This is a genomic window from Enterococcus sp. ARL09-542, from assembly GCF_005234805.1.
Classification (GTDB): domain Bacteria; phylum Bacillota; class Bacilli; order Lactobacillales; family Enterococcaceae; genus Enterococcus_D; species Enterococcus_D gallinarum.
In genome coordinates this window covers 257,153-270,124 of the sequence record NZ_QPQX01000003.1, presented here as the reverse complement: position 1 = coordinate 270,124, position 12,972 = coordinate 257,153, and the positions used below count along the sequence as shown (strand labels likewise).

At 39.3% G+C, this 12,972-nt stretch carries 13 protein-coding genes, 1 tRNA gene and 2 pseudogenes; 11 read left to right on the top strand and 5 right to left on the bottom strand.

Annotated features, from left to right (window positions below; genetic code table 11):
• The first annotated feature begins 130 nt into the window (after positions 1 to 130).
• Positions 131 to 967 (top strand): WxL domain-containing protein, encoded by an 837-nt coding sequence (locus tag DVW06_RS05285; RefSeq protein WP_081132291.1) that lies wholly within the window; start codon positions 131 to 133, stop codon positions 965 to 967.
• Positions 954 to 1,199, top strand: a pseudogene (locus DVW06_RS05280) (IS3 family transposase); the annotation flags it as partial. The gene DVW06_RS05285 and the pseudogene DVW06_RS05280, both read left to right, overlap by 14 nt.
• A 98-nt stretch (positions 1,200 to 1,297) precedes the next feature.
• On the opposite strand, the pseudogene DVW06_RS17765 reads toward DVW06_RS05280, so the two are convergent.
• The 4 genes and pseudogenes from DVW06_RS17765 to DVW06_RS05260 all read right to left on the bottom strand — a co-directional run bounded on the left by DVW06_RS17765 (position 1,298) and on the right by DVW06_RS05260 (position 3,579).
• Positions 1,298 to 2,100, bottom strand: a pseudogene (locus DVW06_RS17765) (glycerophosphodiester phosphodiesterase).
• A 681-nt stretch (positions 2,101 to 2,781) separates the two neighbouring features.
• The gene (locus DVW06_RS05270) at positions 2,782 to 3,051 is read right to left on the bottom strand and encodes a hypothetical protein (protein ID WP_003127426.1); all 270 of its coding nucleotides are present in this window, start codon (positions 3,049 to 3,051) and stop codon (positions 2,782 to 2,784) included.
• 5 nt (positions 3,052 to 3,056) lie between these two features.
• Positions 3,057 to 3,278 carry a hypothetical protein gene (locus DVW06_RS05265; protein WP_003127427.1) on the bottom strand — a complete coding sequence of 74 codons (222 nt, stop codon included), beginning with the start codon at positions 3,276 to 3,278 and terminating at the stop codon, positions 3,057 to 3,059.
• A gap of 228 nt (positions 3,279 to 3,506) precedes the next feature.
• Positions 3,507 to 3,579: transfer RNA gene (locus DVW06_RS05260), tRNA-Lys, on the bottom strand.
• A 283-nt stretch (positions 3,580 to 3,862) separates the two neighbouring features.
• Between DVW06_RS05260 and DVW06_RS05255 the strand changes: the two genes are divergently transcribed.
• From DVW06_RS05255 to DVW06_RS05220, 8 genes are all read left to right on the top strand, one after another.
• Positions 3,863 to 4,429: a DUF1836 domain-containing protein gene (locus DVW06_RS05255; RefSeq protein WP_005471696.1), complete on the top strand. Its 567-nt coding sequence runs from the start codon at positions 3,863 to 3,865 to the stop codon at positions 4,427 to 4,429.
• A complete protein-coding gene (locus DVW06_RS05250; protein ID WP_003127431.1) occupies positions 4,422 to 5,291 on the top strand; it encodes a DegV family protein in 870 nt (289 codons plus the stop codon). Before DVW06_RS05255 ends, DVW06_RS05250 begins: the two co-directional genes overlap by 8 nt.
• A 358-nt stretch (positions 5,292 to 5,649) precedes the next feature.
• A complete protein-coding gene (locus tag DVW06_RS05245) occupies positions 5,650 to 5,937 on the top strand; it encodes a DUF1905 domain-containing protein (RefSeq protein WP_005471698.1) in 288 nt (95 codons plus the stop codon).
• A gap of 156 nt (positions 5,938 to 6,093) precedes the next feature.
• Positions 6,094 to 6,798: a response regulator YycF gene (gene yycF, locus DVW06_RS05240; RefSeq protein WP_005471699.1), complete on the top strand. Its 705-nt coding sequence runs from the start codon at positions 6,094 to 6,096 to the stop codon at positions 6,796 to 6,798.
• 3 nt (positions 6,799 to 6,801) lie between these two features.
• Positions 6,802 to 8,643 (top strand): cell wall metabolism sensor histidine kinase WalK, encoded by a 1,842-nt coding sequence (gene walK / locus DVW06_RS05235; RefSeq protein ID WP_003127434.1) that lies wholly within the window; start codon positions 6,802 to 6,804, stop codon positions 8,641 to 8,643.
• Complete coding sequence (locus tag DVW06_RS05230) at positions 8,640 to 9,944, top strand: YycH family regulatory protein (protein ID WP_021149292.1); 1,305 nt, start codon at positions 8,640 to 8,642, stop codon at positions 9,942 to 9,944. The genes walK and DVW06_RS05230 overlap by 4 nt, the downstream gene beginning before the upstream one ends.
• Positions 9,945 to 10,799 (top strand): two-component system regulatory protein YycI, encoded by an 855-nt coding sequence (locus DVW06_RS05225; RefSeq protein WP_137264478.1) that lies wholly within the window; start codon positions 9,945 to 9,947, stop codon positions 10,797 to 10,799.
• 53 nt (positions 10,800 to 10,852) lie between these two features.
• Positions 10,853 to 11,659, top strand: coding sequence for an MBL fold metallo-hydrolase (locus DVW06_RS05220; RefSeq protein WP_003127437.1), 807 nt, complete (start codon positions 10,853 to 10,855; stop codon positions 11,657 to 11,659).
• 128 nt (positions 11,660 to 11,787) lie between these two features.
• Here DVW06_RS05220 and DVW06_RS05215 read toward each other — a convergent pair whose 3' ends face one another.
• Positions 11,788 to 12,432: a CPBP family intramembrane glutamic endopeptidase gene (locus DVW06_RS05215; protein WP_137264489.1), complete on the bottom strand. Its 645-nt coding sequence runs from the start codon at positions 12,430 to 12,432 to the stop codon at positions 11,788 to 11,790.
• A 232-nt stretch (positions 12,433 to 12,664) separates the two neighbouring features.
• Between DVW06_RS05215 and groES the strand changes: the two genes are divergently transcribed.
• Complete coding sequence (gene groES / locus DVW06_RS05210) at positions 12,665 to 12,949, top strand: co-chaperone GroES (protein ID WP_003127440.1); 285 nt, start codon at positions 12,665 to 12,667, stop codon at positions 12,947 to 12,949.
• The last annotated feature ends 23 nt before the right edge of the window (positions 12,950 to 12,972 follow it).

Here is a 12,972-nt window from a genome sequence, read left to right as displayed (position 1 = left end):
CATAATAAAACAGAGGAGCGCCGATTTTATTTTTTTTAAAAGGTTGCAACTTTTCATAAAATAACTAAGAAAAGAAGTGGAATGAGCTCCGCTATACTGTTTATAGCAATGCGAATAAACGAAAGAAAGGATGAAAAAAATGAAGATCAGTAAAGCAGTATTAAAGGCAATTACGTTGAGTAGTGTGCTGGTATTAGGTGGTACATACGCTTCTGCGGCTGAGCAAAATCAGGCAAATCCTTCTGAAGCAACGACACCGTTACAAGGAAACCTAGGTTTATCAGAAAATGGTGGGTACGATCCCAATCCGCCGAGTGATTTAAATGAAAAAACAGGAATCAAAAATAGCTATTTTGGTATTTCTTATGTGCCTAGAACCTTTGATTTTGGGATCACCAAATTGCAAGATAGCATAAAAGAGCAAACAATCACTACGACGAATAAAAATGGAAAAACATTTAACGTTGGAGTGAAAGACAAGCGACGGGAAGATACACAAACATGGTCATTGAATGTGAGACACTCGATTAATGTCGATAATGGCTATCAAGGGGTGGAGCTAAAGGTTCCTCTGGTAGGTGACGTTAAAAGAAATATGAATGATGGGGATACTCCTTTTGAAGCAGACGATTTAACTGAACAAGTCAAAAAAAATAACCAAAATGAAGTAAATAAATCTGAAAATGAGCATCTAATGGTCACATCAGAGGATCAGACGATCATGTATACGAATGGCGGACAATTTGTCAATGGAGTCTATGATTTACAGTTAGGCGATGTCGGTTTACAAATTCCTGATCCAAGTAGAGTGCCAGATCAAACATTTAAAGGAAATGTGACTTGGACATTGACCAACACGCCAATGAAACAACATTATTTAACGAAAGAAATTCGTAATTTATTTAAAGATGGCAACTGCACTACCTTAAAAACAGATATACGCTGTCAAGATGTTGAAGCAGCATAAAATCTTCCAGAGTATGTCTCGTAAAGGGAATTGTTTAGATAACTCACCTATGGAAAACTTCTTTGGTTTATTAAAGCAAGAGATTTTTCACGGAGAAGTCTATCGGAGTTTAGATGAATTGAAAACAAAAATTGACCAATATATCTATTATTACAACCATAAACGCATCAAAAAGAAATTAAATTGGCGAAGTCCGGTTCAGTTTCGAGAAGCTGTAAAAACAGCTGTCTAACAGTTAATCTTATCATACAAAAAAGGAGTGGATTTCTCCACTCCATAAAAGTCTAACTTTTTGGGGTCACTACACTCTGCAAATGAGAAGGGGCTTTTTTATTTTCTGTATTTATTTTCTAATGCTAAAGCTTTTGCTGTGAAGTTGGTAAAGTAATTATCTATACCAAGATTGATTGCCTTTTTTATTTCACTAGTGGAGTTTATTGTCCAAATATTCAAAAGTTTTTTGTGGCCATGAACTAATTTAACATTTTCTTTTGTCATCATACTCTTTTCAGCAGAAACTATATCTACTATGTCATACGTGACTGCCTTTTCTAATTCGCTTTGATTCTTAACTAATAAGAGTTTTGGCATATTTGGAAAACTTTTGCTCAAGTCTTGCAACGGTTTAATATCAGATGCTTGAACTACGATATTATCTTCCAAGTTATTTTTTTCACAAGATCTTCGAAAAGCTTCGTTTGATTGGAGTTTTCCTTTAGTTCTATTACATAATTCACAGTATTCCCGTATCGATTAAACACATCTTGCAAACTCAATATCTTTTCATTATCTTCAGTTCTTAAATCAGAAATTTCATCATCGGTCATATCTACAAAAAGTTTGTCTACACCAGTTATTCTTTTTGCTGATAAATCATGAGAAACATAAAGAGTGTTGTCTCTGGATGTCACAAGATCTTGTTCGATATATTTTGATCCGTATAAAATAGCCAGATCATAAGCAGCGACTGTGTGTTCAATCTCTTCTCCAGAGGCTCCTCTATGGGAGTATACCCTTGAACTGGAATCGTTAGTGTTTTTTATTAAGTAAAATGTTATTACTGAAGAAAGAATTACTAAAAATATTAAGAATGGAATTAGTATTTTTGTTTTTTTTATCTTTTTACGATGCATACGGTACCTCAAGGTTTTTCTTTTATTGTACCAGAAAAAAAATATATAAAGGAACAGTTTTTCTAACTGGGGATCCTAAGGCATAAATAAATGTGCAAATAAATTAATCATTTATCGACGAATACCGACAACTAGGAACTAAAGATGATAAAAATCAACAATATGACGTATTCAAATTAGTCATATTGTTGATTTTTAATGTTAATTGAACAGCAACAACAAGAATCCATGGTAAACAAATAGCCCGCTGCGGAGAGCTTATAAACGAAATATTAAACGTTATTCTTTTCATTTGAATTAAAAATTATTTTATTGTAGCCTTTGTAAGGCGATATTAAATCGTCAATGAAGAGGATTAGGCGGGGGAAACTTGGGGAAGTGTGCCTAATCCTCTTCATTTTAAGTGTACCTAATTTTCCAATAAGAAGCATTACTTTTTGGTAAGATGTACATATGACTTTTATGTTTTTTAAACATATGCAATTTAATATTAACCTTTAGTATTGAATTACTCAAGGGCCAGGTATAGAATGTAAGTACCAACCAATTTTTTAATTTCCAAATCTTCTTTATAAGTTCCCACTCTCTTTCGGGGAGGGTGGGTCGTTTTTTTTTGCACAAAAAAGCACAGCGTATTTACACACACTGCGCAAGTGAAACTATGTTTCTACATCGTAATCATTATAGCGTATTTAACGTCCTATTTAAAGACTCAAACTCAATCATAATCTTCGTCTTGCCAATCACCGAATACTTCTTAACAACAAATTGCTTCCGATCGTTAAACTCACCAGCAACCACAACCTGCATTCCCTCATCCACATCTGCCAAGAAGTTTAAACTATGTGCTGCAATCAAACAATTCGTACCGTCAAGAGAGAAACGCACTAAAGGGGTCCTCGACATTTTCAACACTCGTATCTTCGAAACTACACCTCTCAATGATTTCATGATAACTACTTCTTACTTCTAATTTTTAGTGGAGATTCAATTATCATACGATCATAAAATTTGCCATTTTTTATAAAGCGTTCACGTTTTACAGCAATAGATTTATCGCTTTGAGCTAATACAGCAAGAATGGATAAATCTAAGAAAATCTTATCATCGTCAGAAAGGGTAGAGTATTCGTTAGCAAGTTTTGCATCAATTTGTTCTGCAATCATATCTTCAAACATTTAAAATCACTCCTCGCAAGAATTATACGAACCTATGTTCTATTTGTAAACAAAAAAAGGCGAAACTCCTCAAAAATAAGTTCCGCACAGAATTGTTATAAAATAAAAGAAGATAAATTTATATACCCACAAAGTATACCCACAGCATAAAAAAAGCCACATCAAGGTTTCTTTTCTAAACTACCGAAGTAGCCAAGAAACCTTATGTGGCGTGGGTTTGGCACCCAATGGGCCGTGAGGGGCTCGAACCCGCGACCCGCTGATTAAGAGTCAGCTGCTCTACCAACTGAGCTAACGGCCCGTATCAAAATTACTTTATTATCTTAGCACTCCGACTTTTAAAAATCAATCGTTCTGTTAAAAAAAAATCCGTTTTTTTATCTTTCGTTTCAAAAGAAGACTACCCATAGAGTACATACTCCGTAATACTTATCCCCTTCAAAAATCAAATTCTTTTGTTTTCCTAAATTTTGAGCAGAGGACTACAATCCAATACCAGTATATGGTAAAATTTATCTAGTTATCAAAACCAGATAAAAAGTTTTTGATAAACCAATATTCTGCTATTTAAGATGGAGAAGATTATGGAAAAATTACGTTCAGATTTATTTGATTGGAGCGAGTCGCTGAATTCCTTTCATTTGCCGCGGTGGGAAGAGCTGCCAACTTTGGAACTGTACATGGATCAAGTCATTACGTTGATCGATCAGTACTTGTCGCCGGTAATCCAGTCGGAAAAACATTCACTGCTGACATCATCAATGGTCAATAATTACGTCAAAAAAGGGATGATCCCACCCCCAGAGAAAAAACGGTATAACCAAAAACATTTGGCATTTTTGATTGCCATTACGATGTTGAAGCAAGTGTTGACAATCCCAGAAATCAAGACGGGAATATTGTTTCAAGGAAAAGTAGTCGGGATACGAAATGCGTACAATTTATTTTGTGAAGAACAGGAAAAAGCCATTTGGACAGTCTGCCAAGAGGCAGCAGGGTCAAAAGAAGCGGTGTCTACCGATCCGATTCCAGTAGAACTGATCGCGATCAAAGGGGCGACCCGTTCGTTTGCAAATAAATTATTGGCAGAAAAAACGATTGAACTAGAAGTAAATTACTTGGAAACGCACAAAGGAGAATCCCATGAATAAAGAGAAAATTGCCCTGCTTGTCGACTCGGGAACCGATGTCCCGGCAGAAATCATGTCACAATATGGTATGTATATGTTGCCATTGCAGATCATATACAAGGATCGGACGTATACGGATAAAGTGGATATTACAGCGGAAGAGATCTATCAACGATTGCCGCAAGAAATTCCTAGTACGTCATTGCCCGATGGTGAAACCATCAACAAGATATTTGATCGGATCAAAGCCGATGGCTATGAACAAGTTCTGGCAGTCACCATCTCTAGTGGGTTGAGCGGTACTTATAATGTTGTTCGCTTGATGGGAGAACAACGGAATGACTTGGATATTTTTGTTTTAGATACGAAAAATATCGGGATTGGTGCTGGATTACAAGCGATCAGAGCTGCTGAGTTGCTGAATGAGGGAGTCACATGGCAAGAGCTCAAAGAACAGCTGCTACAAGAAGTTGTCCGAAATAAGGTCTTTTTCAATGTAGCGACATTGGAGTACTTGCAAAAAGGCGGCCGAATTGGTTTGGTTGCTTCAATTCTCGGAAATGCCTTGAAATTGAATCCAATCATTTCTTGTAATGACGAAGGGATTTATTACACAGTAGCGAAATCACGAGGACGTAAAAAGAGTTTGGACAAGACCGTTGAACTGGTGAAACAGTACATTGGAAATCACAAACAATTTCGCCTAGCCGTGGCCCAGGGGGATGCGTTGGCAGAAGCTAAAGAAATGAAAACTCGTCTTGAACAAGAATTTCCTCAAGTGAAAGAAATTTTCTTTGGACAGATTTCACCGGCACTGGTTGTGCATACAGGGCCTGGATTATTAGGCGTCGGAGTGCAGCTGTTAGACGAAACGGGGATTTGATCGAGTGACTGTGATCGTTTTCTAAGAGCCGCTCACAATCATTCATTAATGAATGTTAAAAGGTATGAAAGTTGTCTTTTCAACTTTCATACCTTTTTTTGTGCCGATGAGTGAAAAGAAACCTGTTTCTCTAGAGATGCCGCAATGGTCAGTGACATGAAGGGTTGGCGCTCTTTTGCTCTCTTTTGCTCCTATTTACTCCTAAGTTATTTTCGTTGAACAAAACAAGCAGTATAATGATTTCATAGAACAAAGCAACAGTTCTCCAAGGAGACGGATGCTTACAGATGGAGCTTTATGCTATCCGGATTACTTAAGGCAGTATCTTGAGTTGTTTATGAAAAAGGAGTGAGTGACAATGAAAGAATATGTTTTTGAATCAACCATTTATTCTTCTGAGATTGGTAAAGGTGGAGCATACGTGATTTTTCCTTACGATTTGCGGGCTGAATGGAATAAAGGGCGGCTGAAAGTTCAGGCAACATTTGATGGCGTTGACTATCAAGGAAGTATCGTCAATATGGAGTTGAAAAATCAAGACGGAAGTATTTGTTATATTTTAGGAATCAAGAAAGAGATTCGCAAACAGATCAAAAAAGACATTGGCGATACTGTAAAAGTTGTTGTGAAACCTATTACGGAATGAATAAGTTAGCAATCATGAGTATGAAAAAGAAAGAACATCGATACAAAATTTTCTTAAGAATAAGCATAGATCAAGGCTAAGATTTGAGGAAAGATGAAAACACATCCTAAATCATGTATAATAAGTAGGAAAGAATAAAAAATGAGGTGACATTTTTTGAAAAAGATCCTAGTCGTGGACGATGAAAAACCGATCTCGGACATCGTCAAATTCAATTTGACAAAAGAAGGCTACGAAGTATATACAGCTTATGATGGTGAAGAAGCATTAGAAAAAGTGGCAGAAGTTGAACCGGATCTGATTTTATTAGATTTGATGCTGCCGAAAATGGATGGATTAGAAGTGGCACGTGAAGTTCGAAAAAATCACGATATGCCGATTATTATGGTTACCGCCAAAGATTCTGAGATCGACAAAGTGTTAGGACTGGAATTGGGTGCCGATGATTACGTGACTAAGCCCTTCTCCAACCGTGAATTAGTAGCTCGTGTCAAAGCTAATTTACGTCGCGGTTCTGCTTCGGCGAAAGAAGCAGAAGAAGCACCGAATGCAGAATTGACGATCGGTGATTTGACGATCCATCCAGATGCGTACATGGTAACTAAAAATGGCGAAGCAATCGAATTGACCCATCGTGAATTTGAACTAATGCACTATCTAGCGAAACATTTAGGTCAAGTCATGACACGGGAACATTTGCTGCAAACCGTCTGGGGATATGATTATTTTGGTGATGTGCGGACCGTCGACGTTACCGTTCGCCGTTTACGGGAAAAAATCGAAGATAGCCCAAGTCATCCGAATTATTTGGTCACTCGTCGCGGAGTCGGCTATTACTTGCGGAACCCTGAACAGGAATAAGCTATGAAAAATAAGGTTCGCTTTTTTCGATCAGTGAACTTCAAAATCGCCCTGACTTTTATCTTGATCTTATTGATTTCGATCCAGATTATCGGGGCGTATTTTATTCGCGAATTAGAGAAAACAACGATCGATGCCTTTAAGCGCGACATGGAGGCAAGAGCTAGCACGTTGGTCGTTACTCTAGGTTCAGAACTTAGTCGAATGGACGCCGAAGACAGCCTCGATTGGGATGCAATGAATTCTTCTTTGAACCGGATCCTTTCCAGTACCAACTCTTCTGAGATTTTAGAGATGCGGGTCGTAGATGAACAAGGAATCATTCGGGCAACCACCAATATCAATGATCGAGGTTCAGTGGGTGAAAAAAACGATTACCGAGATTATGATACGAACCGTAGTGAAGTGTTGTATGACGAATCGACAGGACAGCGGGTCTACAACATTGTCCAATCGATCCAGTCGCCTACAGGGGATACGGTTTTAGGTACATTGTACCTGCGAAGCAATCTGGAACAGAAATACAGTGAAGTCAGTGATACTGCCGTGATTTTTGTGACGGCTTCTTTAATTGCTGCAGCGATCTCAATTGTTGTTGCCCTACTTGTTTCTCGATCCATCACTCAGCCGATTGGGGAAATGCGGGAACAAGCCATTCGGATTGCCAAAGGGGATTATAGCCGCAAAGTAGCAGTTCATGGCCAAGACGAACTGGGACAGCTGGCTGAAACATTCAATCAGCTAGGAGAACGTATCGAAGAAACACAAGAAGCAATGGAGTCGGAACGAAATCGACTAGATAGTGTCCTCTCCCACATGACCGATGGCGTCGTAGCGACTGACCGCCGTGGGAAAGTCATTACAATCAATGAGATGGCGATGTCGTTATTGAATGTTACTTCTGAAGAAGCAGTCGGTCAATCGATTCTGACTCTGCTCCAAATCGATGAAGAATACACCTTGCGTAAACTGCTAGAAAGTCCTGATGAAATGCTGATCGAACGGCCGAACAATGACATCGTTGGAACGAATTTGATTTTACGAATCGACTTTTCAATGATTCGCCGTGAGTCTGGATTTATTTCTGGTTTAGTAGCGGTGATGCATGATGTTACAGAACAAGAGAAAAATGAACAAGAGCGGCGAGAGTTTGTATCCAATGTGTCTCACGAATTGCGAACACCTTTGACCAGTATGCGCAGCTATATTGAAGCGTTGAGCGAAGGGGCTTGGCAAGATCCAGAAATCGCACCGAACTTCTTGAAAGTGACATTAGATGAAACGGATCGGATGATTCGAATGATCAATGACCTACTGAGTCTTTCACGAATGGACAGCGGCAATGCGCAACTGCAATTGGAATACATCAATTTCAATGAGTTGGTCAGCTTTGTGTTGGATCGATTTGATATGATGGTGACGAATGAGAACAAAAAATATGTGATTCGTCGTGAATTCACCAAACGTGAACTTTGGGTCGAAGTCGATACGGATAAGATGATTCAAGTGATCGACAATATTATGAACAATGCTATCAAATATTCACCTGATGGCGGTGTGATCACAGTCAAATTGATGGAAACCCATAACAATATCGTTTTGAGTATCAATGATCAAGGCCTAGGCATCCCTAAAAAGGATCTTACCAAAATCTTTGACCGCTTTTACCGTGTTGATAAAGCCCGCGCCCGGCAACAAGGTGGTACTGGTTTAGGATTAGCCATTTCCCGCGAAGTGATCAAATCTCATGGGGGAGCCATTTGGGCAGAAAGCCGAGAAAACCGCGGTTCAACATTTTATATCATGTTGCCATATGAACCGTATGAGGAGGATTGGTGGGAATGAAAGTCTCAGAAAAAATGATTCGTTTAGGTCTGATCGTTATGGTTGCCCTAAGCTTTTACTTTTCCTACATGATTTGGCTGAATCCCACCGGTTACGATCGTTCAGTCGAACAAGCTACAGATACAGTCAATACGAGTATTCAGACCTACAAACAAAAAAGTGATTTATTTTTGCCATTGTATTTAACCTGGATCCACCAAGATGAAGTCAAGGAAACCAATTCTGAAACGTTGATTCGTGACGTTCAGGGACTGCTCTCGGATGCTCAAGTCAATGATCTGACGGTACAAAATTATGATTCCAAGTCTTTTTCAGAGGCAGCAACATTGGATGAGGGAGTGACGTTGGCGTATTACACGCCGTTCTTACTAAATGATTACGCGGAGACCTTTGATGTTGAATTGGCATTAGGTGACAACGAAGCCAACAAAATGGCTTTCTCCCATATTCAAATCGATTTGAAAGAGAATAAAATCCAGTTTGTGAATTTGGAAGAATCACGGATCATTGAAGGCAAGATTGACTGGGATAAAAATGATGTGAATCGCATTTTGAAAGATAATCCAAGAGAATGGACAGCGATGCGCCAGGAAGAATCAGGAAAAAGCAATCAGTTCTATACACAGGACACGATCAAGCTGAAAAAATACAGCTATGTTTCCTCTTTGCAATCGGCGAATCTCTTTCGAGAAGCATTTTTTACTTCGCCAAAAGATGTCAAAGTCAATGATGATAGTGTAGATACTTATTATTATGAAGGTGGACAGAATATGGCGGTTTTGCATGATGATCAAGTAGTCAAATTTGAAACCACTGTTTCAGAAAGTGATGAAACGGATCTGTTTATGCAAAGTGCGGACTATATTCGTCGTTTGGGCAACAATTTCGGAACGATACGCTTTTTTGATCGGTTGAGCAATCAACTAGATTATCGTATTTTTGTAGAAGGGTATCCAGTCTTCAGCAGTGGTGCTCAGGGATTGATGAAAGTAACTTTTTCTAACAGTGGGCAATTAGGGAATCGAGAGATGGCAATCGAATCTAGTTTAAATGCGATCCAAGTGCCGATTCCTTCTGAGACCGAGGTGGAGCTGCCTTCAAGCTTAACCGTTCGCAGTGACTTGCTTTCTGCAGGGGCAGAGACGGATCAGCTGCAGCAGATTATTGTTGGCTATCAATGGGGCGACATCAAAGGGGCTTCTGTCGTCGATTTGACACCAACTTGGTATGTAAAGTATGAGAATAACTGGTTCAATTATCAGGAATTAATGGCTAAATTGACAGAAACGGGGGGAGTTTGATTGGATTTCAAGCGAATCGAATGGATTTTTTTTCTAGCGTTTTTGGGGTTGAATGTCTTTTTGTTCAACATTTACAGTGAAGCCCGCAGTGAACAGCAGAACGTTTTGCAGTCAAATCAGACGATCCCGATTGAACAGCGACTAGCCTCAGAAGACATTAAATATTCAGGAGAACTTTCTGACGAGTATTTGAGCGGGTACTATTTAAGCGGTGAACAAACCGATTTGGCAGCCGCTTTAAGAGAAGCGCAAGGGGAGAAACGATTAACTGAAGCAACTACAGTAAAAGGACAACAGTTGACTCATATTTCCTCGGGTGGTTTCTACATTAGTGATGATACTCAGGCAGAAAAGACGGTCAATGAATACCTGCAGCGTAAAGACCAGGTACTTTATGGAGATGAATACCATTATAGGAAAAACTTGTCGCTGTTGGATCAAGAATATCCAACCATTGTTGCTAGCCAATCCTATGAAACTATTCCCTTCAATGATAGCTCAAGTCGGATCGATATGACTTTAGCATCGTCAGATAAACTGTTGCAGATCGCTAAGTATACTCAGACCCACATTTCCAATATCACCCCGCTGCGGGAGAAAATGACTCTCTATTCAGAGAAAGAAGCCGTCAACACGCTTTATTTGAATAATAAGTTGCCTAGTCATTCTAAGATATTATGGACAGAGCTGGCTTACACAAGGATTTTGATTGTTGGTGATCGGAATGTCTACATTCCGGCTTGGTTCGTTGCTGTCAAAGCAGATGCGGATGTAAATATTCAGATCGAAACTGTCAATGCCTTTAGTAATCGAATCATTACAAACAATGCAGTACAAAAAGTAGAAAATCCATAGAAAAATAGGTATAATGGAACTCGTTGAAAGTAAGAGAGAGGAAGACAGAAACAATGATGAAGGAAAGTGCCTTTCAAGTAAGCATTTTAGCTAGCGGAAGTTCAGGAAATTCGTTATATATCGAGAGCAACAAAAAACGAATCCTAGTGGACGCAGGACTGAGCGGCAAAAAGATCACTTCATTATTGGATGAAGTTGGACGCAAGCCAGAGGATCTAGATGCTATTTTGGTCACCCATGAGCATCGCGACCATATCCACGGTGTAGGGGTCTTGGCGCGCAAATACAAGTTGGATGTCTACGCAAACACAAAAACATGGCAAGCAATGGATAATATGGTAGGCAATATTGCGGTTGAACAAAAACATGTTTTTGAAATGGGTAAAGTTTTGACGATGGGGGATATGGACATCGAAAGTTTTGGCGTTTCCCATGATGCCGCAGCACCACAGTTCTATCGGTTCCATAAAGATGGCAAATCTTTTGTGATGTTGACCGACACAGGTTATTGCAGCGATCATGTTCGGGGGATCATCAAAGGGGCCGATGCGTATCTTGTCGAAAGCAACCATGATTTAGAAATGCTGCGGATGGGTCCTTATCCTTGGAGTCTCAAACAGCGCATTCTTGGGGATCGTGGGCACCTATCCAATGAAGATGGGGCACTAGTCATGGCAGATATATTGACGGATAACACGAAGCGAGTTTATCTCGGGCATTTGAGTAAAGAAAACAACCTAAAAGAGTTAGCCCACCTAACTATGGTCAATACGATGAAAGAACATGACTTAGGTGTCGGTGAGGCCTTTGAGGTTTATGATACGGATCCCGATAAAGCGACTGAGTTATTCAGTATTTGAGGATGAGTGGCGAGCGTTTTTTTGAAGAAAACAACGGTGATGGAATGCGGACAGTTTTCCACCAAGCCAGAGAATTTATCTTAAGACAAAAAACGATGTTGAAATTTTCAACATCGTTTTTTTTTGTGTCATGGAACCTTGATATAACCGGCGTGAACCAATAGTTGAATGATAATGACTAGTGTATTCATTCCCACGTGGGTAATCATCGATGTCCAGATACGTCCTGTCAACGCATAAAGTCCAGAGAAAAAGAGTCCCAATAGAATATACACCAACAAGTGATTGTCACTGTGTGCAAAGGCAAAGGCGACAGCACTGACAATGACACCTATCCAAATATTCGAATAGTTTGCAATGATTCCCACAAGGGCACGGCGAAATACAAATTCTTCCATGATAGGTCCGCCAATCATAGCGGCAAGGGCAAAAATCGGGTTTTGCAGAATAATAGTGATAATATTCTCAGTATTCTGCGATGCAGCCACTTCGCCAAAGAGCGACTCAATAAAGACAGCGAAGTTTTGCAAAAGAATGGCGGCGATGATTCCTGTTAGGCCATAAACAATAATAGCCGATACTTTTGGCTGCTTGCGTTCAAACGACAGCGGTTCATTTTGTTTAAAATAAAGAAAAATCATCAAGATTGCGCCGGCGATATACGAAAAGGTTGTGGCAGGGATCGTAGCACCACTAGATATAAAAGCGACAGGAATAAAAAATGCGACCCCATAAATCAAAATCGTCGATAATGCGTACTTTTTTAGAGACATAAGTGAAATCATCACACTCCTTTTTTTCTATTATAGACTAGTGACTCATTAGAAACAAAATTTTTCCTTAGGTTTTTACGGTATGGAGCAATAAAAAGAAAAAGCTAAAATAAATTTAATCAAAAGGCTTGCAAAAAAAACAGAAAATGAGTAATATTAATTTTGTGAGTTAGCACTCTATGTATGAGAGTGCTAACGGAAATTCTATCAAATACAATTGGAGGGATTTATCGTGTTAAGACCATTAGGTGATCGCGTGATTATCGAAGTCGCAAAAGAAGAAGAAAAAACTGTGGGAGGTATCGTGCTTGCTTCAGCAGCTAAAGAAAAACCTCAAACAGGAACCGTCATTGCAGTCGGTGAAGGACGCACGCTAGAAAACGGTGAAAAAGCTCCTGTTGCTGTCAACGTGGGCGAACAAGTCATGTTCGAAAAATACGCTGGCACAGAAGTGAAATTTGAAGGTAACGAATATTTGATCGTTGCTGCAAAAGACATTATTGCAGTAGTTGAATAAAAAATAATTTAGTTGAGGTGAAT